General features: G+C 60.0%; 25 protein-coding genes and 1 pseudogene. 14 read left to right on the top strand and 12 right to left on the bottom strand.

All coding sequences use genetic code 11. From position 1 onward, the window contains the following. Positions 1-59 precede the first annotated feature (59 nt). A complete protein-coding gene (locus FFM53_RS06635; RefSeq protein ID WP_138387790.1) occupies positions 60-1,625 on the bottom strand; it encodes a helicase HerA-like C-terminal domain-containing protein in 1,566 nt (521 codons plus the stop codon). A 224-nt stretch (positions 1,626-1,849) separates the two neighbouring features. Here FFM53_RS06635 and FFM53_RS06630 point away from each other — a divergent pair, with 224 nt between their 5' ends. Beyond that, positions 1,850-2,242: a hypothetical protein gene (locus FFM53_RS06630; protein ID WP_138328585.1), complete on the top strand. Its 393-nt coding sequence runs from the start codon at positions 1,850-1,852 to the stop codon at positions 2,240-2,242. 171 nt (positions 2,243-2,413) lie between these two features. On the opposite strand, the gene FFM53_RS06625 is transcribed toward FFM53_RS06630, so the two are convergent. Beyond that, the gene (locus FFM53_RS06625; RefSeq protein ID WP_138387789.1) at positions 2,414-2,728 is read right to left on the bottom strand and encodes a type II toxin-antitoxin system RelE/ParE family toxin; all 315 of its coding nucleotides are present in this window, start codon (positions 2,726-2,728) and stop codon (positions 2,414-2,416) included. A gap of 3 nt (positions 2,729-2,731) precedes the next feature. Further along, the gene (locus tag FFM53_RS06620) at positions 2,732-2,998 is read right to left on the bottom strand and encodes a type II toxin-antitoxin system ParD family antitoxin (RefSeq protein WP_138387788.1); all 267 of its coding nucleotides are present in this window, start codon (positions 2,996-2,998) and stop codon (positions 2,732-2,734) included. Between the two features lie 164 nt (positions 2,999-3,162). On the opposite strand from FFM53_RS06620, the gene FFM53_RS06615 reads away from it, so the two are divergent. Beyond that, the gene (locus FFM53_RS06615; RefSeq protein ID WP_138387787.1) at positions 3,163-3,618 is read left to right on the top strand and encodes an NUDIX hydrolase; all 456 of its coding nucleotides are present in this window, start codon (positions 3,163-3,165) and stop codon (positions 3,616-3,618) included. A 77-nt stretch (positions 3,619-3,695) separates the two neighbouring features. Then, on the top strand, positions 3,696-4,037 hold the full coding sequence (locus FFM53_RS06610) for a hypothetical protein (RefSeq protein ID WP_138387786.1): 342 nt from the start codon (positions 3,696-3,698) through the stop codon (positions 4,035-4,037). 32 nt (positions 4,038-4,069) lie between these two features. Here the strand turns inward: FFM53_RS06610 and zwf are convergent, their stop codons facing one another. From zwf to FFM53_RS06595, 3 genes are all read right to left on the bottom strand, one after another. After that, complete coding sequence (gene zwf, locus FFM53_RS06605) at positions 4,070-5,578, bottom strand: glucose-6-phosphate dehydrogenase (RefSeq protein WP_138387785.1); 1,509 nt, start codon at positions 5,576-5,578, stop codon at positions 4,070-4,072. A 138-nt stretch (positions 5,579-5,716) separates the two neighbouring features. Continuing rightward, complete coding sequence (gene tam, locus FFM53_RS06600; protein ID WP_138387784.1) at positions 5,717-6,487, bottom strand: trans-aconitate 2-methyltransferase; 771 nt, start codon at positions 6,485-6,487, stop codon at positions 5,717-5,719. Positions 6,488-6,612: 125 nt separating this feature from the next. Further along, on the bottom strand, positions 6,613-7,887 hold the full coding sequence (locus FFM53_RS06595; RefSeq protein ID WP_138328578.1) for a hemolysin family protein: 1,275 nt from the start codon (positions 7,885-7,887) through the stop codon (positions 6,613-6,615). A 775-nt stretch (positions 7,888-8,662) separates the two neighbouring features. Between FFM53_RS06595 and FFM53_RS06590 the strand changes: the two genes are divergently transcribed. The 4 genes from FFM53_RS06590 (at position 8,663) to FFM53_RS06575 (ending at position 12,788) form a co-directional block, all read left to right on the top strand. After that, complete coding sequence (locus FFM53_RS06590; protein ID WP_138387783.1) at positions 8,663-11,044, top strand: methyl-accepting chemotaxis protein; 2,382 nt, start codon at positions 8,663-8,665, stop codon at positions 11,042-11,044. A 156-nt stretch (positions 11,045-11,200) separates the two neighbouring features. Continuing rightward, complete coding sequence (locus FFM53_RS06585) at positions 11,201-11,764, top strand: P-loop NTPase family protein (protein WP_138387782.1); 564 nt, start codon at positions 11,201-11,203, stop codon at positions 11,762-11,764. Continuing rightward, positions 11,739-12,209: a GNAT family N-acetyltransferase gene (locus FFM53_RS06580; protein WP_138387781.1), complete on the top strand. Its 471-nt coding sequence runs from the start codon at positions 11,739-11,741 to the stop codon at positions 12,207-12,209. The genes FFM53_RS06585 and FFM53_RS06580 overlap by 26 nt, the downstream gene beginning before the upstream one ends. Before the next feature lie 72 nt (positions 12,210-12,281). Next, positions 12,282-12,788, top strand: coding sequence for a P-loop nucleotide/nucleoside kinase family protein (locus FFM53_RS06575; protein WP_138387780.1), 507 nt, complete (start codon positions 12,282-12,284; stop codon positions 12,786-12,788). 231 nt (positions 12,789-13,019) lie between these two features. Here the strand turns inward: FFM53_RS06575 and FFM53_RS06570 are convergent, their stop codons facing one another. Then, positions 13,020-13,469 (bottom strand): hypothetical protein, encoded by a 450-nt coding sequence (locus FFM53_RS06570; RefSeq protein WP_138388023.1) that lies wholly within the window; start codon positions 13,467-13,469, stop codon positions 13,020-13,022. A 75-nt stretch (positions 13,470-13,544) separates the two neighbouring features. After that, positions 13,545-14,231 carry a TetR/AcrR family transcriptional regulator gene (locus tag FFM53_RS06565; RefSeq protein ID WP_138328573.1) on the bottom strand — a complete coding sequence of 229 codons (687 nt, stop codon included), beginning with the start codon at positions 14,229-14,231 and terminating at the stop codon, positions 13,545-13,547. Between the two features lie 147 nt (positions 14,232-14,378). Here FFM53_RS06565 and FFM53_RS06560 point away from each other — a divergent pair, with 147 nt between their 5' ends. The 5 genes from FFM53_RS06560 (at position 14,379) to FFM53_RS36240 (ending at position 19,255) form a co-directional block, all read left to right on the top strand. Further along, complete coding sequence (locus FFM53_RS06560; RefSeq protein WP_138328572.1) at positions 14,379-15,557, top strand: patatin-like phospholipase family protein; 1,179 nt, start codon at positions 14,379-14,381, stop codon at positions 15,555-15,557. Positions 15,558-15,585: 28 nt separating this feature from the next. Continuing rightward, a complete protein-coding gene (locus FFM53_RS06555) occupies positions 15,586-16,344 on the top strand; it encodes an acetoacetate decarboxylase (protein ID WP_138387779.1) in 759 nt (252 codons plus the stop codon). Positions 16,345-16,370: 26 nt separating this feature from the next. Beyond that, positions 16,371-17,153: a 3-hydroxybutyrate dehydrogenase gene (locus FFM53_RS06550; RefSeq protein ID WP_138328570.1), complete on the top strand. Its 783-nt coding sequence runs from the start codon at positions 16,371-16,373 to the stop codon at positions 17,151-17,153. A 138-nt stretch (positions 17,154-17,291) separates the two neighbouring features. Beyond that, positions 17,292-18,179 (top strand): DUF2092 domain-containing protein, encoded by an 888-nt coding sequence (locus tag FFM53_RS06545; RefSeq protein ID WP_138387778.1) that lies wholly within the window; start codon positions 17,292-17,294, stop codon positions 18,177-18,179. Positions 18,180-18,490: 311 nt separating this feature from the next. Then, a complete protein-coding gene (locus FFM53_RS36240; RefSeq protein WP_246413100.1) occupies positions 18,491-19,255 on the top strand; it encodes a hypothetical protein in 765 nt (254 codons plus the stop codon). A 111-nt stretch (positions 19,256-19,366) separates the two neighbouring features. On the opposite strand, the gene FFM53_RS06535 is transcribed toward FFM53_RS36240, so the two are convergent. Both FFM53_RS06535 and FFM53_RS06530 read right to left on the bottom strand, forming a co-directional pair. Further along, positions 19,367-20,008 (bottom strand): TetR/AcrR family transcriptional regulator, encoded by a 642-nt coding sequence (locus FFM53_RS06535; protein ID WP_138387777.1) that lies wholly within the window; start codon positions 20,006-20,008, stop codon positions 19,367-19,369. 331 nt (positions 20,009-20,339) lie between these two features. Then, positions 20,340-20,775: pseudogene (locus FFM53_RS06530) on the bottom strand (IS66 family transposase); the annotation flags it as partial. Positions 20,776-21,076: 301 nt separating this feature from the next. Here FFM53_RS06530 and FFM53_RS06525 point away from each other — a divergent pair. Then, on the top strand, positions 21,077-21,271 hold the full coding sequence (locus FFM53_RS06525; protein ID WP_138328569.1) for a hypothetical protein: 195 nt from the start codon (positions 21,077-21,079) through the stop codon (positions 21,269-21,271). A gap of 371 nt (positions 21,272-21,642) precedes the next feature. Here FFM53_RS06525 and FFM53_RS06520 read toward each other — a convergent pair whose 3' ends face one another. Further along, entirely contained in the window at positions 21,643-21,861 is a 219-nt protein-coding gene (locus tag FFM53_RS06520; RefSeq protein WP_138387776.1) for a hypothetical protein, read from the bottom strand. Positions 21,862-22,653: 792 nt separating this feature from the next. Then, on the bottom strand, positions 22,654-22,869 hold the full coding sequence (locus tag FFM53_RS06515; protein ID WP_171599321.1) for a hypothetical protein: 216 nt from the start codon (positions 22,867-22,869) through the stop codon (positions 22,654-22,656). Between the two features lie 107 nt (positions 22,870-22,976). Between FFM53_RS06515 and FFM53_RS06510 the strand changes: the two genes are divergently transcribed. Beyond that, positions 22,977-23,306 carry a hypothetical protein gene (locus FFM53_RS06510; protein WP_245456130.1) on the top strand — a complete coding sequence of 110 codons (330 nt, stop codon included), beginning with the start codon at positions 22,977-22,979 and terminating at the stop codon, positions 23,304-23,306. Positions 23,307-23,408 lie beyond the last annotated feature (102 nt).

Below are 23,408 nucleotides of genomic sequence, written 5' to 3'. Positions count from 1 at the left end.
GTTTCTCATCCCGCATCTGCCTGCCGGCATTTCTCCCCGAGGGAAGAAGAGACCCCAACTTACCGCTTCAAGCTCCCCAAGATCCCGCGCACCAGCGCCCGGCCGACCTGTGTCGCCACCGTGCGGGCCACGCTCTTCATCGCCGCTTCCACCACCGTTTCGCGCTGATAGCCGGACGCCCGGCCGCGCGAGTGGCCGCGGCCCTGGTTGTCGTCGTCATTGCCGCCGCCGAAGCCCGGCAGGTTCCAGCCGGAGGTCGTGTTGCCCTGTTGCTGTGGTGCTTCTTCCTGCGCCCGCTTGGCGGCGTCGGCATCGGCCGCCTTCTTCGCCCGTGCGGCCAGCAGTTCGAAGGCGGATTCGCGGTCGACATCCTCGTCATAGACGCCGAGAACCGGGCTCCTGTCCATGATCTGCCGGCGCTCGACATCCGTCACCGGGCCGACGCGGCCGGATGGTGGGCGGATCAGCGTACGCTCGACGATCGAAGGCGCGCCCTTGGCCTCAAGCGTCGAGACCAGTGCCTCGCCGGTGCCGAGATTGGTGATGACGGTGGCGCAATCGAAGGCCGGATTGGCACGGAAGGTGTCGGCCGCCGTCCTCACCGCCTTCTGCTCACGCGGCGAATAGGCGCGAAGCGCGTGCTGCGCCCGGTTGCCGAGCTGGGCGAGCACCGTTTCCGGCACGTCGAGCGGGTTCTGCGTCACGAAGTAGACGCCGACGCCCTTGGAGCGGATCAGCCGCACCACCTGCTCGACGCGTTCGGTCAGCACCTTCGGCGCGTCGTTGAAGAGCAGGTGCGCCTCGTCGAAGAAGAAGACGAGCTTCGGCTTTTCGGGATCGCCCACCTCGGGCAATTCTTCGAAGAGCTCGGAGAGCAGCCAGAGCAGGAAGGTGGCGTAAAGCCGCGGGTTCATCATCAGCTTGTCGGCGGCCAGCACCGAGATCTGGCCGTAGCCATTATTGCTGGTGCGCATGATGTCGGTGATCTTCAGCGCCGGTTCGCCGAAGAAGTGCTCGGCCCCCTGCTGTTCGAGAACGAGCAGCGCCCGCTGGATCGAGCCGACCGAAGCCTTGGAGATCAGCCCGTACTGGTTGGAAAGTTGGCTGGCATTCTCGCCCATATAGTTCAGCAACGAGCTGAAATCCTTGAGGTCGAGCAGCGGCAACCCGCCCTGGTCGGCGATCTTGAAGGCGATGTTGATGACGCCTTCCTGCGGTTCGGAGGCATCCATCAGGCGGGCGAGCAGCAGCGGTCCCATCTCGGCGATGGTGGTGCGCACCCGGTGGCCCTTCTCGCCGAACAGATCCCAGAAGATCACTGGAAACTGGTCGAATTCGTAGTCGGCAAAGCCGATCTGCTCGGCACGCTTCGTCAGGAAATCCTTCGGCTCGCCCTTGGCGGCGATGCCGGAAAGGTCGCCCTTGATATCGGCCGCAAACACCGGAACGCCGGCCCGGGAGAAGCCTTCGGCCAGTACCTGCAGCGTCACGGTCTTGCCGGTGCCGGTGGCGCCGGTGACGAGGCCGTGGCGATTGCCGAATTTCAGGTCGAGATATTCCGGCTTGTTGATGCTGTCATCGGGATTGCGGCTCGCGCCGATGAAAATCTTGCCATCCTCGATCATTCGGAATGCTCCCTTGGGGCTCTGCCGCCATTTGTATGAGAAGGCGTGCTTCTGTCGCCTTCATCGAACCATCGTTTCCCTGTTATAAGCAGGCATGCGCATGCGGACAACTGTTTGCATTGAAAGCAAAACCGGACAAAGTGCGGCCCGGGGAGGGGCCGGCTTGAGTTGCGGTCGAATCTCGATTAACGTTGACGTTAACGTCAAAAAATAGGAGGCTGACGATGAATGAAATTGTGACCCAGATCGCCGATCGCGTGGGTATTGCACCTGATCTGGCCGAAAAGGCGCTCGGCATGATGCTCGGCTTTTTGCAGCGTGAGGCCGCCGATGGCCCGGTTGCCAAGATGATCGAAGCGATCCCCGGCGGCGCCGATCTCGTTGCCCAGTTCAATGGCGCAAGCGCTGGCGGCGGCGGTCTGCTCGGCGGGCTGATGAGTTCGCTCGGCGGCGGTGGCATCATGGGGCTCGGCCAGCAACTGATGGGCGAAGGCCTCGGCATGGGCGAGATCACCTCGCTTGCCAAGGAAACCATCGCGATCGCCAAGCAATATGCCGGCGAAGGGGTCGTCGACGAGGTCGTCGCTTCCGTCCCGGGCCTCAGCCAGTTCGTCTGAGACGAGGGATCGGCAAGAGCCTCGCGTCGTTGCGGGGCTCATTATATCTTGTCCTGAAATCGCCGGGACAAAGGCCCGTCCAACTTGAAGAAATGGCCGGTCGGCGGCAGGCGAGCTGAACCGAAGGGGCCTGCAACCTACCGTCCATGCGGAGGAGGCTCGCCTGTCGGCTTACCCTTGTCGCTCTTCCAGAATCTCGTCAGTGATATCACGCCCACGCGCAAACACGCCCAATATGTTGACGTCACCGCCACTGACCGAGAACGCCACGCTGACGCTGCGCCGGTAGCCGATAACACGAAGGCCGGGAATCCGGCTTTCCCGCACCGTGCCCCGTTCCGGGAACATCTCCAGGGCCTCGATGAAAGTGATCACTGCGTTGACGAAGTCGCCGGCGATGCCCGTTCCCGCCTCAACGGCGATATCGGCATAGAGCTTGTCGAGTTCGGCTTCCGCCTTCGGATGATAAATAATGCGGTAGGCCATGCCCTACTTGGCTTTCGCCGCATCAATCCGGCGCTTGGTTTCAAAGCGGGCGCGTACTGTCTCGGCCGGGATGCCAAGGCTCGGGTTGTTCACTAGGTCGTCGTAGCGCGCCGGGATCTCCTCATTGAGCCAGCGTTCGCGGGCCGCCTCATGATCCTCCAGCAGCCGCAGTCCTGCCCGAACAACTTCGCTGGCATTGTTATAGCGGCCGGAGTCCAACTGCTTCCGGACAAATTCCTCGTAGTGGTTTCCGAACGCGACGTTGGGCATGGTTTTCCTTTCGTTGTCACGAATATGGGGCAGTCGGCCCCCTATGGCAATAGATGTCAAAGATTGACCTAACATGATCATCGGCGCGCTGGCTTTGATCGCCCTTGCATCGCAGCCTCTGCCCACTAGTTAACGGCTGCCCCATTGGAGGGAAGGAGAGTCTTATGACCATCTGGCGTCCATCGCAGCAGATCAGGGTGAAGGTGATCGGCCTCGCCTGGCGGAAAGACCAGTTGCTTGCCGCCGAAGTGGAGGATGACAGCGGCCGCATCAAGGGCGTTCGCCCGCTCGGCGGCGCGATCGAATTCGGCGAGAGCCGCGAAGGGGCCCTGCACCGCGAATTCCAGGAGGAACTCGAAACGGCGATCCGCATCGTCGGCCCCTGGCATCTGCTCGAAAACATTTACGAGCATCATGGCGCAATCGGTCACGAATTCATCTTCGCTGCCGATATCGAACTGGCCGATGCGTCGCTCTATGAGCGCGATGAAATCCACTATTCCGAACTCGACGAGACGGCGGCGATGGCGCGCTGGTTCGGCCGCGACAGGCTGCGGGACGCCGGCATCGATCTCTATCCGACAGGTCTCGACAGGCTGCTGTCGCGCTGGCGCGATTGAGCCGGAGATCGCCCGCTCTGAGGCGCCATATTCCGATCGCTAAACTTTGATCGTTCGCCCCCGCTTCCGGGGGAACAATGAGGTCGTCCTGCTGTTTCTGTCGCATCGCTGAAAACATAGGAAATAGCATCATGCGTATGTTTCTTGCAGCAGCCTCGATCATTCTCCTCGGCTTCGCCGCTCCGGCTTTCTCCCAGGCCCTTGCTGATATGGATTCTAGCGGCCGCTTCGGCGGCATGCCACCCGGCACGGTGCCGGGGGCGGAATCCAATGGCGGACTCATGATTCCGCTGGATCCAGTCGAAACCGGTGATATCACCGTCGTCATTCCGTCCGATCGGACCGTCTGCCCGCGGCCCGGAACGCGTCAGTACCGCGCGGCCGAGCGCGACGGTACGCTAGGCGACGCCTGCCGCTGACGGGATAGGCCCAGATCAGCAAGCAGGACCGGCTATTTGTCGTTTCCGTGCAGTATGACGCCGAGTTCATGCCACTGCCGTCTGTCGCGCTGGATCAGTTCGTCGGCTGAGGCCGGTCCCATGCTGCCCGGCGCGTAGGCGTCAGGCACGCTCTCATCCTTGGCCCAGATATCGAGGAAGGGTTGCACCGCCGCCCATCCGGCCTCGATGCCGTCGGCGCGCTGGAACAGGGTCTGGTCGCCGATGAAGAGATCGTAGAGCAATGATTCATAGCCGGTCGTCTTGGCAATATCGAATTTGTCGGAATAGCGGAAATCGAGCGAGACCGGCACGGTGTCGACCGAAAGCCCCGGCGATTTGATCGAGATTTCCATGCTCATGCCCTCGTCCGGCTGCACTTGGATCACCAGCCGGTTCGGCGGTAGGCGGCGCTTGACGTCGGTCTCGCGAAACTGCGCGAAGGGCACCGGCTGGAAGGTGATGACGATCTCGGTGTCGCGCGCCGTCAGCGCCTTGCCGGTCCTGAGATAGAAGGGCACGCCGGCCCAACGCCAAGTATCGGCATAGAGCTTCAGCGCCACGAAGGTCTCGGTCCTGCTGTCGGGCGAGACGTCCTTGGTATCGCGATAGGCCGGAAGCTGAGCCCCATTGAGCGGGCCCGCAGCATAGGCGCCGCGCACGCCATGCGTCTTGGCCTCATCAGGTGTATAGACGCGCAGCGCCTTCAGCACCTTGCTCTTTTCGTTGCGGATTGCCTCGGCATCGAAGCTGTTCGGCGGTTCCATGGCGATCATCGCCAGCAGCTGGAAGAGATGGTTCGGCACCATGTCGCGCAGCGCGCCAGTAGCATCGTAGAATTTGCCGCGGCTGCCGACATCGACGATTTCGGCGGCGGTGATCTGTACATGGTCGATGTAGCGGCTGTTCCACAAGGACTCGATCATCATGTTGGCGAAACGCGCCGTCATTAGGTTCTGCACCGTCTCCTTGCCGAGGAAATGGTCGAGCCGGTAGACTTGGCCTTCCCCGACCTGCGCGAGGATCTGTGCATTGAGCGCCTGCGCCGAGGCGAGATCGGTGCCGAACGGTTTTTCGATCGCGACGCGGCGGAAGACGCCGTCGCTTTCATTGGTCAGCCCATGGGCGGCGAGCTTCTCGACGATCGTCCCGAAAAAGGATGGCGGCACCGCGAGATAGAAGGCGGCATTGGCATGCGGCCCCAGCCGCTTGCCGATCTCGACGAAAATATCGTCCTTGGTGAAATCCCCAGACGTGTAGGAAATGCGCCGGCGCAGGCTTTCCCAGGTCTCGTCCTTCACCGGCGGCTCTTCACCGCTCAGATGGCTGAGGAATTGGTCGAGCCGCCCGCGCAGGAACTCGTCGTCACCCGGCTCGATGCCGATGCCGAGAATGTGGAGATCCTCGCCGACAAGGCGACTGCGCGTCAGATTGATGATCGCCGGCACCAGCAGGCGGCGCGTCAGGTCTCCCGTGGCGCCGAAGATGACGAGGGTGACCGGCGGGGTAGGGACAGCGTCCATGTGTCATCTCCTTGGATTTTCCGGCCGACTATACTGCGTGCCGGTCTCGCCGCAAGCACCATGCGGGCGAGGGATAACAAGCATTTGACACCATCCGGGGCGCCCAAGCTCGCGTCACCTTGCTTGGCGCGGCCGGCTTTACCGTTTCACCGCCACCATGAAAATTCTCGGAAACCGCAGCAGCACCCGCCCGTCCGACATCTTGGGATAGGCCTTTTCCACCTGCTTGAGGTAATCGGCCAGGAATTCCTCGCGATGCTCCTCGCCGGCATGGGCGAGATAGGGCATCAGCCCGGTTCCCTTCACCCATTCGACGATCGCTGCAGCATCCGCCATCGGGTGATTGTAGATGGTGTGCCAGATATCGACGCGAGAGGATTTGGCGATCAGCCGGCTGTAATAAGTGGACGGCGGGGGCAGCCCCTTGCGGCGCACGCTCTTCGCCTCGAAGGCGGATTTCCACGGGCCGGCATGCGCCGTCTCCTCCATCGCCAGATGCGAGGGTTCGCCGAGATTGTCGGGCATCTGCACGGCCAGCACGCCGCCTTCGGAAAGCCCGTCCATCAGCCGGTCGAAGATATCGAGATGGTCAGGCAGCCATTGGAAGACGGCATTGGCAAACAAAAGGTCGGCGGGCTCAGTCGACTGCCAGCGGGTGAGATCGGCCTCGACGAAGGCAGTGCCCGGAAGCCGCTTGCGCGCCGCCTCCAGCATGTTCATGTCACTGTCGACGCCCGAGACGCCCTGCGCCCCGTAGCGCTCGATGATCAGCTCGGTCGAATTGCCCGGGCCGCAGCCGAGATCGATGGCATGACGAATGTTTTGCAGCGGCACCTGTGCCAACAGGTCGCGCGCCGGTCGCGTGCGCTCATCCTCGAATTTCACATATTGATTGGCGGACCATGCCATGGCGTTCACTCCTGCTGTCAGGCCCCATCGTCCAAGTGGTGGATGCGGATCTTGTCGATGTTGCGGCCGTCGAGATTGACGACCTCATCGGCGAAGTCGCTGGCGAAGAGGGCGCCCGCCGGTCTTCACTCAGCCGACACAAGTATTTTGTCCACGCGCCTCCCGTCGAGATCGACGACTTCGAAGCGCCATCCATCTCTCGTGAAGCTCTCGCCCAATTCCGGCAGATGTTTCAACTCTTCCAACACCAAGCCGGCGACAGTCTGATATTCCAAGTCGCCATCGAGCTTGAGGTTTAAGAATTCAGCGAACTCGTCAATTGGCGTCCAGCCCGACACGAGATAAGAGCCGTCGTCTCGACGAGCGATGGCCTGTTCATCGACCGGTCCCTCCTGCAGAGCCCCCATGATTGCTTCCAATATGTCACCTGACGAGACAACCCCCTCGAAGTGGCCATACTCGTCGAAAACCAGCACCATGTGAACGGGCGATTTCCTGATGGCTTCAATCACATTGATGGCAGTTGAAAGGTCTGAAACCACCGGGACGTCTTGCGTCAGAGCCGTAATGTCGGCACTGCCGTGTTCGGACATCGCGTCGTAGAAGTCCTTGACCGGAAGGATGCCGATCACCTCGTCCGAACTGCCTTTTCGAACCGGCAACCGCGACCGCTTCGTCCTGTGCAACTGGGTCCGAATTTCATCAAGGCTGTCGTCGATATCAATAATTTCGACGTCCCGTCGGGGCGTCATAAGCGCTCGGGCAGTGCGGTCCGCAAGCCGCATGACACCTGATATCATCGCGGACTCTTCGCTTTCGATCACTCCAGCCGACTGCGCCTCGGCCAGAACAGTTTTGATCTCTGCGTCGGAGACATTGTCGCCACCTTTTCCTGTTTGGCCCAAGAGCTTAAGCACAAGATTTCCGGAGGCGTTCAGAAGCCACACGAGCGGCAGCGCAATTTTTGAAAGTACCGCCATGGCTGGTGCGACCCTGGCCGCAACCGCTTCGGGTTCCCGCAATGCGATCTGCTTTGGAACAAGTTCGCCGACGATCAACGAAAGATATGTGATTGCCACGACGACTGAACCTACGCCAATGGCATCAGCGGCCGTCGATGACATTCCCTGGGCTTCTAGCCATCCGCTCAGGCGGCCGCCGAGCGTGGCCCCGGAGAAAGCGCCGGATAGAACGCCGACCAGCGTGATGCCGATCTGCACCGTAGAGAGAAAACGACCGGGGTTTTCGGCAAGTTTGATCGCTTGAGCTGCACCCTTGCTTCCATTGTCGGAGAGAACCTTTAGGCGAGCTGTTCGAGAATACACAACGGCCAGCTCCGACATGGCGAGCACACCATTCAGGATGGTGAGAAACGCCACAATTCCAATTTCCAGAAACACAGGGACCCTATTCGTTGAGGTTGTCATACCGAATTCATCAGGCGACGCGGCGAGGCATTCGAAGGGACGCTACTATAGACCCATCGCCTATCGTCTTTCTATCATCGCGTTACATCAGTGTAGGTTCCATCAGTTTTCAGAAATCCGTGAGTGACAACGCCGACCCATGCGGAAGGGTCGAAATCCAGTCGGAGAACATCAATCATCAAAGGCGGTCGTCGTCATGGCGGACCGCTCCTCTGAAGTGAAAGTCATATGCCGTCGGTACAAGCGGGCTGGCATGTGGCCGCCGTCATTCTCGATGATGTGGAAAGCGGCTGCTCTCTGCGGGAGCCGTGATATGCTCGAGGCGAGGCGGAGGTCATCGCACCGTCTACAATGGTCGCCTGCTTCCTCGGCCGGGAGATCCCGGTTGGAAGGGGCGGAGCGTGTACTGGATGGGTCGCTGTCAGGCATGTCGCAATTTTGACGGTGAAACAGTGCCGACGCAAGAGGCGCCGGGCGAAAATCCTTATAGCGTCTTGATGTGACAGTTTCGCCAACGGCAGCCGCACCGCATCTGCGCGTCTTAAAAGAGGCGCAGCAGGCTGCCTTGTCATAAGGAAAGCTGCCGCAATACACCGTAAATTAACAGCCGCTCCGTATTTTCTTTAAATTGCGAACGATTTCCGTGACGTGCAGCCACGTCCTGAAATCAGTTCTCGGTCTGGGGGAAGCCGGGACGGAATAGATCGGTGCGCGATCGACGACCTGCCCGCTTGAGGAGGTTAAGCGCATGCAGTTCAAATCGGCGACCGGACGCAACATTTTTTCCGTGGCGGCCTGCGGTGTCATCGCCACGATCGCGGCATCGGGCGTTCTTTTTTACATCGCCTACAACGATATGCGCAAATCGAGCCTCGATCAGATGCTCCAGATCGCCGCCACCAATGCGCTCAACGTCGAGAAATCCATGAGCGTGGCACTCGGCATCGTCAATACGCTGGAAACGTCGCTGTCGACGATGAAGGACGGCGGAAACGCCAATCGTGCGACTGCCGACGACTTGCTGAAGAACATGCTGCAGGATAATCCGATGGCGCTCGGTGTTTGGACCGGCTGGGAGCCGAATGCCTTCGACGGCAAGGACAAGGATTTTGTCGGCAAGGAAGGCCACGACACGACCGGCCGCTACGTGCCCTACTGGGTCCGCAGTGGCGACAAGATCCAGCACACGCCGCTGGTCGATTATGGCGTGTCGGGCGCCGGCGATTACTACCAGCTGCCCTTTACTCAGAAAAAGACTGTCGTCATCGAACCTTATGTCTATGCGGTCGACGGCAAGGACGTGCTGATGACCTCGGTCGCCAAGCCGATCATGGTCGATGGCAAGGCGCTCGGCGTCGCCGGCATGGATATTTCGCTCGACGACGCCAACAAGGCGATCTCGGCAGTCCACCCGATGGAGACTGGCTATCTCAGCCTGGTGACGGGCGCCGGCAGCATCATCAGCCATCCTTCCGCAGAACTCGCAGGCAAGAATATCAAGGACGGCGGCGATCTGACCGCCGGTTGGGATCAGTTGATCGCCAAGCCCGGCGTCGCGCAGGAGATCGCAGGCCCGGACGGCCAGACCTATTTCTTGGTCGCCTATCCGGTAAAGCTGACGAATGACCTGAACTGGTACGCCGTCGTCTCGGTGCCCAAATCCACCGTCTTTGCCCAGCTCAACAACATGGCCTGGAGCGCCGTTGCGATCACCGCCATCGCTGCACTCCTGCTCGGTCTTTCAGGCTGGCTCATCGCAGCCAAATTCATCCGCCGCATTGAGGGCGTGATCGCCGAGACCGATCGCATCGCCCATGGCCAGCTCGATGTGCAATTGTGCGACAAGAATGCCAAGGACGAAATCGGTGACCTCTCGCGTTCCCTCGCCATCCTGCTGGAAAGCAATCGCCAGAAGATCAAGCTGGAAACGGATGCAGAAAACTCCCGGTCCCGCGAAGAGATCGAACGACAGGAACGTTCGGTCCTCCATGCTGCCCGTGAGGATTCGATCAAGTTCGCGGTGAGCGAACTCGGCAACGGACTGGCCAGCCTTTCCAACGGAGATATGACCGTCCGGCTGGAAAAGCCGTTTACCGACTCCCTTGACGAAATCCGCGTCGATTTCAACGCGTCTGTCGAAAAGCTGCAGGCAGCCCTGATTTCCTTCTCCGAAAACGCTGCCGTCATCCAGGCCGGTTCGGAAGAAATCCGCTCCGGTGCCGACGATCTCGCCCGCCGCACCGAACAGCAGGCCGCTTCCGTCGAGGAGACCGCCGCTGCGCTCGAGCAGATCACCACCTCGGTCAAGGACTCCACCCTTCGCGCCGAAGAAGCAGGCGCGCTCGTCAGCCGCACCAAGGATGGTGCGGAAAAATCCGGAGAGGTCGTTCGCAAAGCCGTTGACGCGATGACCGGCATCGAGCAATCCTCGCAGTCGATCTCCAACATCATTGGTGTGATCGACGATATTGCCTTCCAGACCAACCTGTTGGCCCTCAATGCAGGCGTTGAGGCAGCACGTGCAGGGGAGGCCGGTAAGGGCTTTGCCGTCGTCGCACAGGAAGTGCGTGAACTGGCGCAGCGCTCGGCGACGGCCGCCAAGGAGATCAAGGCGCTGATCACCTCGTCCGGCGACCAGGTCAAGCGTGGCGTCGATCTCGTCGGCCAGACCGGCAAAGCGCTGCAGGCGATCGTTGCTGAAGTCCAGCAGATCAACAGCAATGTCCAGGCGGTCGTTCAGGCCGCCCGTGAACAGTCGACGGGTCTCCTGGAGATCAACACGGCAGTCAACCAGATGGACCAGTCGACCCAGAAGAATGCCGCAATGGTCGAGGAATCGAACGCCGCCTCGCACACGCTGGTGACGGAGGTATCTGCCCTCTCGGAGCGTCTGGCACAGTTCAATCTCGGCCAGGCGGCCAACGCGGCCCCTGCCGCCCGGACGACTGCCAAGCCGCTGGCGCGCCCGGCCGCGGCGACGCTTGCGGCGCGCAGAACGGTTCCCGCCTCGGCCACCGATCATGCCAGGCCCGCTCCGTCACCGGCCCGTGCACTCGGCGGCAAGCTCGCAGCCGCCTTCGGCACATCAGCCGCACCGGCTTCCACCGAGGGCAACTGGGAAGAGTTCTAGGTATTTGGCGCGCGTCCTCGAAGGCGGCAGCCATTGTTTTTCCTCAAGCGGACAGTGCCGCAGGATGGCGCGCGCTCAATTTTGATTTGAAAACATTCAATACCTCGCGCTAAGGTCACACAAACCAGCATCAGCGCAAAGTCCTCGGAGTTGCCGATGACGTTTCCCGATCCGCCATTCGCCTTTGACCGCATACTCATCATGGGCAATGGCGGCGCAGGCAAAACATGGCTCGCCCGTTGTATCAGTGAGCAGCTTCACCATCCGGTTATTCACCTTGATGACATGCATTGGGAGCCCGGGCGCTATGGGATCGCTCGCGACAGTGCGTTGCGGGACGAGATGGTCAAGGCAGCGGCCGAGCGCGACGCCTGGGTCATGGAGGGCGTTTACGGGCAGTTGGTGAACATGGTCCTCAACCGCACGACGAGCATGATCTGGATTGATCTGCCGGAGGAGGAATGCATCGCCAACATCAAGGAGCGAGGCATTCAGGGCGGCGAGACCGCAACCCAGTTCGATGGCCTTTTGAAGTGGGTGGCCGAATACCGGAGTAGAATGAACAACTGGAATTCATTCGAGACGCACGCGCGATTGTTCTCGGTCTTTTCCCGTCCGAAGTTCCTGTTATCGAGCCGTGAGGCCGTCACCGATTTTGCCGGCCGATTGTCCATGAGCATCGACGAGGTCATCGATGAACGAACCCAGATTTCCGAATGACGAGGGCGAAGACGCCTGGATGGTCGTCCAGGTTTCTGCGGATGAACACTGGAATGCCTATCACGACATCCGCCGCGCTGTCCTTTTCGAGGCCCGCGGGTTGATTGGCTATGAGGCGAACCACCCCGATGATCGAAGGGATGAACATTTCCCTTTGCTGCTTCTGCTTGAAAATACGCCGGTGGGTGCGGCCCGCCTCGATTTGATGGACGATGCGACGGCGTGTGTGCGAACCGTCGCGATCAGGGCGGAATGCCAGGGAAAGGGGTACGGGCGGATGCTCATGACCGGCCTCGAAAAATTCGCATCACAACACGGGGTCGAGAGATTGCTTGTGAACGCGGCGCGAGGCGCCGTGGGATTCTACGGCGCGCTCGGGTGGACCCTCGTTGAGGCCGGTGGTGAAAACCCGGTGCTGACAAAGGAATTGCGAACCAGGCCTTAATGATGAAGTATTGCGCTGACCGCGAGCTGCTCTGACGTTCTCGCGGAGCCTCTCCAAAACGACGAGGTCACGATGCTCATTATCTTTGGCGGTCTGCCTGGCAGTGGAAAGACGACGATTGCCCGCGCTTTGGCCGAACGGTTGAATGCGGTCCATGTGCGCGTCGATACTATCGAGCAAGCAATCCGCGCTTCCGGAATAACCGATGATGTCGGGCCTGCTGGCTATATCGTCGCTTACGGCATCGCTGGAGACAATCTGACCCTCGGCAGAACCGTTATCGCCGATTCCGTCAACCCGCTCCGGATAACCCGGTCGGCATGGCGTTCGGTCGCGCAAGCGGCCGGGGTGATGGCGGCGGAGGTCGAGGTCGTTTGCTCGGATAAAGCCGAGCACCGCAAGCGTGCTGAAACGCGCCTCACCGACGTCGAAGGTCTGGTGAAGCCGACATGGCAAGAGATTTCCGAAAGAGCCTATGACGAATGGCACGATGCAATCGTCATCGATACGGCTTCGAAAACGGTCGAAGCCGTTTTGGATGAACTGGTGAGCCGATTGAAATCGCTGCCGATACGATGAATGAATGATCTCGTTTCCGAGCCGACACGTGAGCGAGGCGGATCTCATCGTAGCATCCTATAGCGGCCGCCTTCCTGGGTCGCGATTCCGATTTTGTCTGCCCAGTGGCCTCTGCAGAGGCTATCAAGATACGGAAATCAATATGCGGCGGCGATCACGCGTCTTTCTTCATTTGGCTGGCTTGCGCCGAACGTGGCTGATTGTAGCTTTGCTGGTGATTTCCGCATAATCCTATCGCCGGGGAGACAGGCCTCCTGTCGCCAATTCTGCCCGGCAAGCCTCACCAAAATCGAGGAGAAAGTTCATCTCGCCGGAACGCGCGAGATCGCGGATTTCAGAGAGTGAGCGATTTGGCGTCAAATAGGTCTCGACGATCCTTACCATTGCCAGCTCGGCTCCATCCACGACCGGACGGGATGCGATCAGACGCATGTGGGCGACCAATGCATATAGCAGCACGAGGTCGGAGACGTCGTCCTTCTGGTGGCTTATTGCGTCACCATAAAGCCGCGTGGCTTCGGTGATGAAATCGGAAAACAGCTTTTCGCGTTTGGCAATCTCGGCCTCGCGTTGTTTTTCCTTCACCTGTGATCGATGCGTCATCCAGGTGGAGGCAAACGAGGTCAGACTGCCAATCGCGATGCCGGCGAGCCCCATCAGAGCAGAGATGTATGCGTCCATGAGATTTCTCCTCTCGGAACGAGCCGGCGCGGGCACCACGTAAATGACAGAGTGGCTGCCCGCGAGCCTCAAGCCCTACTCGGCAAGCGGAGGACCCACCCACACGCCTGATGGTATTGCAGGGATACAATTCGCCAATCCGTCGAGCATGCCTTGCAAGACGCTCTCGGTCAGCTCCTCCATCTTGTCGCTGGGGCCGACGAGGCGATCCGCCAGCAGCAAAGTTAGACCGTGCATTTGGGACCAAAAAACAAGAATCGCCCCATCGATCGTGCGGGTATTGGCCTCGGTATCTGCAATCGGGCGCCCGAGAGCGCCGTCGGAGATCGCGCCAACTATAAGGGCTTTCATGTTGTAAGCCGCCGTTCTTTCGATCGCGGGGCGCCTTTCGTCCTGCCCGGCGAGGTAGCCGCCGAACATCAATCTGTAGAGCGCCGGATTGTTGACGCCGCCGGAGACATATGCGCGCGCCATAGCTGTCAGCCGCTCGCGCGGACTGTCGAGTTCCTTGGTCGCTTCGTCCATCCGCTTCGCCAGCAGTTCGAACCCAACCGCCGAGACGGCTCCCAGCAATTCGCGCTTATCGGCGAAGTGTTTGTACGGGGCGTTATGACTGACGCCCGCCCGACGTGCGAGCTCACGAAGCGAAAACTCCGTGCTTTGAGACTCGCTGAGGACGTCCAGGGCGGCCTCTACGATCGCCCTCTGCAGGTCGCCATGGTGGTACGGGCGCTGGTCTTTCGTGGAAATGTCTTGGGTCATGCCATCCATTTAGGTTGTTAAGTTGCTCATGTCAACATTCTGTCGATGGATGTTGACATTGTCCACTCTAGCACTTAAGTGGGCGATGTCAACATATGCTGCGGCCGATCTGGAACGGCGGCGGGATCAAGAACCGAGGTAAACTGCATGGCCGCTCAACATCCCGTCAAAAACAAGACGCACCGTATACCGGAGCGTCCGCCATTCGAGCGTATCGCGCTGTTGTTGCAAGGCGGAGGAGCGCTCGGCTCATATCAGGCCGGCGTCTATCAAGCATTGGCCGAAGCCGGTCTGCATCCTGACTGGGTCGCCGGCATCTCCATCGGTGCCATCAACAGTGCCCTGATTGCGGGCAATCCGCCTGAAAGACGAGTGGAGGCGCTCCGGAACTTTTGGGAGACGGTAACCGCCCCGGCTCACGGGTTTCCCACTCTGTTTTCGGCGATGCTGGGGGCGATGGGGCTCCAGGGTGATTTCGCGCGTGGCCTGCTCAATCAGGCACATGCCTTCGCCACCCTTATGGACGGCGCCGCAGGCTTCTTCACGCCCCGTCCGGTGCCACCTTTCTTTTCATCCGCCGGCAGCATCGAGGCGGAAAGCTTCTACGACGTCACACCGCTGAAGGCGACGCTGGAACGGCTGGTGGACTTCGACCGCATCAATACTGGGGCCATGCGTTTCAGCGTCGGCGCCGTCAACGTGCGCACCGGCAACTTCGAGTACTTCGACACTACGACCCACGCTATCCGTCCCGAACATATCATGGCGAGCGGCGCCCTGCCGCCTGGCTTCCCGGCGACGAGGATCGACGGCGAGTGTTACTGGGACGGCGGCCTCATATCGAACACGCCGCTGCAATGGGTCCTCGACAACTCACCGCGCCAGGACACGCTGGCCTTTCAGGTCGATCTCTGGAGCGCGAGTGGCGAGTTCCCGCGTGACCTCCTCGGAATCGAACTGCGGCAGAAGGATATCCGCTTCTCGAGCCGCACGCGCGCGGCGACCGACCATTTCAAGACGCAGCAGCGGCTGCGCCGCGCACTCGGCCATCTCGTGGAGCTCGTCCCGCAGGACGCGCTGCTGCAAGCCGATCCGGAGATCAAGCTGCTCGTCGATCAGGCCGACGAGAAGGTCTACAACATCGTACAGCTCATATATCGCGCCAAAAAATACGAAGCGAGCTCCAAGGATTACGAGTTCTCCCGGCTGACGATGGAGGAGCACTGGGCCTCCGGCTACAACGACGCCCTTCGGACACTGCGCCACCCCGAGGTGCTGCAGAGGCCTGGCACGTCCGACGGCGTCGCCATTTTCGACTTCGATTGAGATTTCACCCAAAGAGAAGAGCACGACCATGAAGATCGCCGCAGTCCGCGAAAATGCCTTCGCGATGCCGCTCAACAACCCGGCCTATCCGAGGCCACCCTACAAGTTCTACAGCCGCGAATTTGTCGTCATCAACTACCGGACCGATCCGGAGACCCTGCGCGCCCTCGTGCCGGAACCGCTGGAAGTGATCGGCGACACCGTCGCCTATGAATTCATCCGCATGCCGGATTCGACCGGCTTCGGCGACTATACGGAAACCGGGCAGGTCATTCCGGTGCGCTTCACGACGCCATCGGGCAAGGTGCAGGAAGGCAGCTACGTGCATGCCATGTATCTTGACGACAACTCTCCGATCGCCGGCGGCCGTGAGATCTGGGGCTTTCCGAAGAAGCTGGCGACACCGAAGCTGTCGCACGAGCAGGAGACGCTCGTCGGGACGCTCCACTACGGCTCGGTTTTGTGCGTCATGGCGACCATGGGCTACAAGCATCGCGAGCTCCCGCTGGAGCCGCTGGCAAAGGCGATGGCGAAGCCCGCCTTCGTGCTGAAGGTCATCCCACACGTCGACGGTTCGCCCCGGATTTGCGAACTCGTGCGCTACTATCTCGAGGATGTGACCCTGAAGGGCGCATGGGCCGGGCCGGCAGCCCTGCAATTGTTCGAACACGCAATGTGCGACGTCGCGCGTCTACCCGTGCGCGAGGTCACCTCGGCCAGCCATTACGTCGCCGACCTGACGCTCGGCCTCGGCGAGGTCGTATTCGACTACCTCCAAAACGACTGATCTCCCGCAACTGAAAGGAACTATCCATGTCTCGATTTGATGGAAGAGTAGCGATTATCACCGGAGCCGCGAGCGGCATCGGCAAGGAAATCGCGCTTCGCTTCGCAACCGAAGGCGGCATTCCCGTGATCGCCGACCTCAATCTCGACGCCGCCAACGCAACGGCCGCCGAGATCAAGGAGAAGGGCGGCGATGCCTTCGCCGTGGCGATGAACGTTGCCGACGAAGAGCAGGTGGAAAAGGCCGTTGGCGAGGTGATCGCCAAGTTCGGCAAGATCGACGTGCTGGTCAGCAACGCCGGCATCCAGATCGTCAAGCCGCTGGTCGACTTTCCCTTTGCGGACTGGAGAAAGCTGCTTTCGATCCATCTCGACGGCGCCTTTCTGACCACTCGCGCCTGCCTCAAGCACATGTATGCCGCCAATTACGGCCGGGTGATTTACATGGGCTCCGTGCACTCCAAGGAAGCCTCGAAGTTGAAAGGCCCCTATGTCACGGCCAAGCACGGACTGATCGGACTGGCCAAGGTACTGGCAAAGGAAGGGGCCGAACACAACGTCACGGCCAACGTGGTCTGCCCCGGCTTCGTGCGCACGCCGCTCGTCGACAAACAGATCCCCGAGCAGGCGCGGGAGCTCGGCATCAGCGAGGAGCAGGTGGTCAAGACGGTGATGCTCAAGGACACGGTCGACGGCAAGTTTACCAGCACCGATGACGTGGCCGACGCTGTTCTCTATTTCGCGGCGGCCAGGTCCAATGCCGTGACCGGTCAGTCGCTGGTCGTGAGCCACGGCTGGTTCATGCAGTAGGATCGGTTGCGGACAGACGGACGACACCCTTTGCGGCGCCGTGCGACAGGAACGCTCCAGCACCCCGGACCAACTCTACTCGCGACGAGCCGCAGTGAGCTCGCGCTATCTCGTTCTTGAGTATCAAAGGAAATGAACATGGAAGTCTGTAATGGTTTGCAGCGGGCCTTCACGAAGGCCCGGCGACCTTCGGTGGCCGCGAACCGCTCTGTCGACGGAGGCGTGCATGCAGTGACTGCGATGCGGCATGCCATCCAAACTGCCGCGCTCGGCATGTTCGTAGGATTCGCTGCGCTGCCGACAGCTCGAGCGGATGAGCCGACCCCGCCGGTAAAACCGGCGATCAGCGACGAGGCCGCGACCGCCGTTTCGCAGATGGGAAAGACGCTACTTGCCAGGGACATGACGATCACGGCGAGAACGATCAGCATTTACTTGGATCAGTCAGGACAACCGCTTCACATCTTCCATACGATGAAAATCACCGTGCGCCGTCCCGACCGGATTGTCGTCGAGTTTACCGGCGATGACGGCAAGCACGATCTGTTCTACGACGGCAAAGCGGCATCGGTCTTCTTTCCCGACAGCAAGCAATACGCAACGATCCCGGCATCGGGCGACATACCATCTGCGCTCAACGAGGTGGCAACCAAGCTGGACGTCGATTTTCCGCTCGGCGCCCTTTTTGCAGACTTTCCAGACAAGGTCCTGTTGGGTGATGCCTTGGCCGCCTGGCAGGTGGGAACGGCTACTGTCGACGGCGTCGAGTGCGGGCATCTGTTTTTCTCTCAGAAGTCCGGCATCGATCTGGAATTGTGGGTCGAGAAGAATGCCGCGGCGACGCCGCATCGTCTGGTCGTCACCTACCCGTTGCTGCAGGGCCAACCAAGTTTCGTCGCCGAATTCACCAGCTGGAAGACCCAACCCCCTCTGTCCGACTCCGAATTCACCTTTGAACCTCCCGCCGATGTGAAAAAGATCGACCTGACACCAGCCGTCGCATCGGGAACGAAAGGAAGCAAGTGATGAACTATCTGAAGCGCACCTGCTTTGCTTTTCTCGCTTTCACGGCCATTACATCGGACGCGGCCTTCGGTCAGTTTGGACCGCCCCCTGGCGGTCCGCCGCCCCTGCCGTCTGGAGGCCCACCACATCTACCGTCGGGAGGGCCGCCACGTCCTGAGATGGGCGGCACACCGCGTCCGCCGATGGCCCGCCACGGCCGGCCGCCGATGCGCGTGCAGAACCGTCCACCGGTGAACCGTCGGATTCGTGCGCCAAATGTCGGTGGCGCAAAGGGGCGATTGGCGGAGAGACCTGGCCGCGGAGGGAACAAGGTGTCCGGAAATATCCGCAACACGCTGAACTCGGGCCGTAACGTCAACGGGAACCGCGCCTTCATGAACTCCGGCGGCAATATCGTCGCGAAGGACTCCGGCAACCTCACCGTTAACAATTCCGGCGATCTCAAGGTCTCGGGCAACGGCAACGGATACTTTGGCCGTGGATATTATGGTCGTGGAGACGGCGTCGGCGGCCATGGTCACGGAAAGTATGGCGGTGGAGACTATGGGCGTGGATATTATCGCCGCGGAGCCTACGTTCTGGGCGGGTATGCGGCAGGCGTCGTCACCGGTGCGGCAGCCGCCTCGAGCACCGGCGGAACGACGTATTCTTCCTATGAGTCTGGATCCCATACGGGTTCCTCTGGCGCAGTGTCCTCGAATTCGTCCCACGGCAGTGCTTCGGGCTCTGCTAACGCGGCGTCGTCGGGTTCGTCTCACGCCAAGTCTTCAGGCTCTTCTGGCGAGGTATATGCGACCTCTTCCGATCAGAGCCGCACGGCCTCGTCCAATGGCGGCGGGGAGGGCGGGACGAACCAGAGCGGCGGCAACAGCAGCTCCCAGTCTGTCAATCCTTTGATTGCCGGCCTGTTTGAGAGCCTGCCGCCGGAGGGCACGGCATGGACGTCGGAAGATGCGGTCAATTGGCTCCAGGCTGCGGCAGCCAATCTACGGATCGTCTATAAGATCCAGGGAAACATCTTGGTCACGGGCGAAGTCCCGCCCTCGGATTACAATCGCGTGCCTAGCGGAAATTAGATTCAGCTCTGCATGGGGAAAGAGGTTGAGGCCGGACGTCGCACGACGTATCCGGCCTTTGCCAGCATCGAAAACTGCACTGCTCCGTCCGCTCTGACGTACCTCGCCAAATCAGGCCATTCGTCCCGAATGCTGCACGAGTCCGTGCATGACAAGGTCAATGTGCGACTCCATAAGCGCCTTGCCGTCGATCGGCTTTCGATCCGCAAACATCAGACGCCAGGCGGCAACCTGAAAAATCGAGCTCGCGAGCACGTCAGGCGTGTCGGCCGCCGTATCTTGTCTCAACTCTCCCGATTTCACGCCTTCTTTGACCAATGCCGTGAGGGCTGCAAGCGTCGGTGCGATGAATAGCTCATGACGGCAATCGACCATTTCGGGAAGACGAGCTCCTTCGGCGACGGACAAGCGCAGGAGTTCTCTCGTCTTTCGGTCGTTGGCCGTGTTTTCATAAGCGATAAGCAGCAGGTCGCGGATCCGCTCCGCGCAGGATCCCCGGAGGCAGCCGATGGCGGTCGACAGGTCTGCGGATGACGTCGACGCGTGGCGAAACATCTCCTGGAAAAGAACGTCTTTGGTCGGGAAATAGAGGTAGACCGTTCCCTTTGTTACCCGCAGTCGAGTTGCGATGTCTTCAACTCGCGTTGCCGCATAACCTTTTGCCGCAAACTCCTCGAACGCGGCCTCCAGTATTTCATGGGGACGCCGCGCCTTCCGTTCCGCCCGCGATGTTTTCTTTCCAGCTCGTTTCATCACATCCCGTGGTTTCTTTGAGAGTATCGGGTGGCACGGCATGGTGGCCCGCTCAGGACCCTCGGTTGTGGGCGCTGATCTGCAGTGGCAGTGTTTCGGTCGTATCCCGCTCATCTTGTATGGATGTGTGCGTCGACATTGCCCGAGAGATGTTGGCATCGTCTACTTTAATCAAAAAAGTTGACGTTGTCAACATCAGGCGATGGCCAGTTACACCCAGCAGGTCGAAGCTTGCCGATCAACAACGCGGCTCTGTTCGCAGCTGCTGTGGCAAGGATGCAATGAGCAAGATACACACGGAACGGCGCGAACTGGGTGGCTGAGCACCAATGGCTGACCCGCCGAGAACCGTGGTTGCATTCATTCTCCCGCTCGCCAGCGTATGCGATGCACCCTTGATTCCGGCAAGGATATGATCGGCAAGATACCTAGCTAGAAGCCAAGCTTGCCCATCCTTTGCGCGATCAGCTTGCGGTCGAGTTCCACCTTGTCATGGGCGTAGATGACTTCCTGGCGTTAGAGCCGCAGGCCATCGGCATATTTGGACACGGCAATCTGCGCCAAAAGCCCTTCTGTCGGAATGCCGCCCTCGATGAGGTGAGCTGGAGCAGCCGCCTAGATAACGCCGTCCTAGTCTTAAAAGCGTACTTTGGGTGGCGCGTGCCGATGACGCGGAACTTCGCCGGCATCACGTCCAACCGTTCGGAGACGTATTCTTGGATCAGAATCTTCTGCTTGCCTGCAGACTCTGACCGTTCTTCCGGCTTGGGGGGGTATACGAGTAGATAGCATGCCTGATGCCAACGCATCTCTTCATTGGCAGGTACAAAAATGCTCTACTGTGAGCGCCTTCTTAAAGGCAACGGGCCACCTAACTCTCTGTGGCGCAAGGGTTCCTTTACCACCCGCTGAATGCGAGCCCTCTTCCTCTGCCGAGCTACTGACTAGCGTCACGAGCCTCGCAGATCTCCAAGAGCGGTCGGGCAGTCATGTCCGACAGGCCGCTCACAATTGACGAAAGTAGGGATAACGCTAGGGCAACTTTACCGCACCTGGAGGCAGTTCACGATGGCAGCGCAAAGATATAGCCGTTGCAAGAACCTCAACATTTATTGGACGGTGTTCGATAAGGTCATCGGACAGCCGGCCGTCATCGATGGGTTTGTCATGGACATGCTCACCGCCGAGGAGGCCGATAACTTGGTCGATCTGCTAAACCGTGGCAACCAAGCGAGCCTCTGGTGTTTTGCCGGATGGTGTTAGAAGCAACTGGCCGTTTGCGCAACACTTGCAGCTGTTTGGACGGTTGTGGCTCTGGGCCGATTCGACTTAAGCTCTTGTCTTACAGCCCCTCCAGGAAAGCGAGCAGGCGGTCGTCGGGGGACGGATCGGCTTGCCAAATTGATCCGTCTGACGCTTGGTGAGCCGCTTCCTTGAGGTCGAATTGGGCATGCTGGTAGGTCTGCGTTGTTTCGATCGAGTTGCGACCGAGGCGTCGTGAGAGGACGGTTCCATTGACGCAGCGCTCGTTGATCGTGCTGCTGGATAATCCCTCGTTGGTTCAATTCCTTTAGAACTTTGCGAAGCCTACCACTTCATTCGGCCGTTTGGGCTGTGCGTCGATATGCTGGACCTCAATTCGCTCGGCCAAGAATATTGAGGGCGTCTTGCAATCTAAGGGCAGCCACCGCCTTCGTTGCCTCCTCGGCGGGCCATCCGGCTTCCATTGCCGCCGAAAGCAAGGTGGACTCGGTGTGAAGCTCCAGTCTTTCGTAGAGGGGCTCAAGCGCCTCGCGGGCGGTGACAACGTGCTCGTCTGGCGGCGTGATCGCAGTCGGAAATACCGTCGGCATTCTGCGTCCTTCCTAACGGTTTTGGAACCTGAAAACTGGCCACTGGTTCCAACGTTCTGTGAATGGGTAGCGACGCCGATGCGAACATGAGCAGCTAGGCGGAGCCAGCACTTATGAGCAAACGTTAAAACAACGTGTGACGGTCCGCCATCATACTTGTGTATGCGGAAATTATACGGACGCAGCAGACAGGCGGGCTACCAGGGAGCTATGCCAGGCTCAGCCATTCGTTTTCGAGCATGAAGCGCCCACACATTGCTCAGTGTTCTCTGGCCGGCGCGCTCAAGACGACGGATGCGGCATGAAGATTGACGTGCTGCAGGACAAGGCCCCGACAGCTCGGCGTCTCGTCCCAGGACATCGCAATGGCGCTCAACACCGTCGTACAAGGGAATGCCATAACGCAGGTTCGGGACGACATCTATCTGGTCGATGGTCATCGGCCGTGTCGCGAAAAAGGAGCGCGTTATCGGCGTCATAGTCGTCTATCCCAGCTGGCGGCATCTCATCTCGAAGGAGCGGGTGATGGTCGACTTTCTAGCGGAGACATCACGCGGCTTGCCGGCCTCCGATCAAGGACTCCTAAACCCTCGTATAAGTCATCCCCTCCCTCTTCGCTACCCGATCCTTCTTCCAGATCAATAGCGGGTCGAGCAGCGTCCTGTTACGGTCAGGGTACAGTCTCCCGCCGCAAACTACGAAGCGATTCGGGACGTGGGGCCGCCTGGACAGACGGAGACGCTATTCGTAGCGGAACTCGATCGAAGGGAAAGCTTCAAGTCTAGGTGCGGATCATGGGCAAGCCAGCGGCCATTTGCTTTGCAGTCGTGATCGCTGCTCCGGCAGCGGCGCATGATGCGACGCCAACGGCGGCACAGCCGAACGGATGGACATATCCGTTTTCGTGTTGCAGCGGATTTGATTGCCGCGAACATCCACCATCAAGCGGTTCACGAAGGCCCGCGCGACTAGCTCACTGGGGAGTTCATCACGCCGCGGGATCTGCATCAAGAACAGTCCGGACGGCAGTTTCACCAATGCACGGTGGCCGGCGAGCCCACGGGTCGCACCGTTTGCCTGTTCGTTCCCCCGCGTTCCTTCTAAGGATTGACACCATGACACATGAACTCAACCGCATCGAAATCGATCTGGTCCCGTTGACGCTGTTTCCCAGCGCATATGGGAAAGCTAGGCCCTGGGTTCCGGGCTCTCCGCTCCAGATGCCGCCAGATGGTTCATCATGGCCGAATACGGCCTTTGAGGCGCATTTGATGATGTTTTCCGTCATGCCACGCGAAACAATCACGCCTTCCTGGGGGCAAGCTTTGCACGCCGGGAGATCTGCCTTTACCCTGTACGTGACCGGGACGCGGTTCGGTCTTTTGTGCTACTCCCTCGGGCTTGTCCGTCTTGTAGAGGACTTCGAGGACTTTGCCCTTCAGTGAGTTCCGTGACCATGCATAAACCAAGCGATCCGCGTCTTGGAAAGGGTCTTGTGGTCCGCACTTGAGGATCATCGAGTTTGGTGGCTGGCACCTTTTAGTTGG

Origin of the sequence: Rhizobium indicum, assembly GCF_005862305.2 — a bacterium.
Lineage (GTDB): Bacteria > Pseudomonadota > Alphaproteobacteria > Rhizobiales > Rhizobiaceae > Rhizobium > Rhizobium indicum.
The sequence above is the reverse complement of the archived record's forward strand: the minus strand, read 5'-3'. Positions and strand labels throughout refer to the sequence as shown.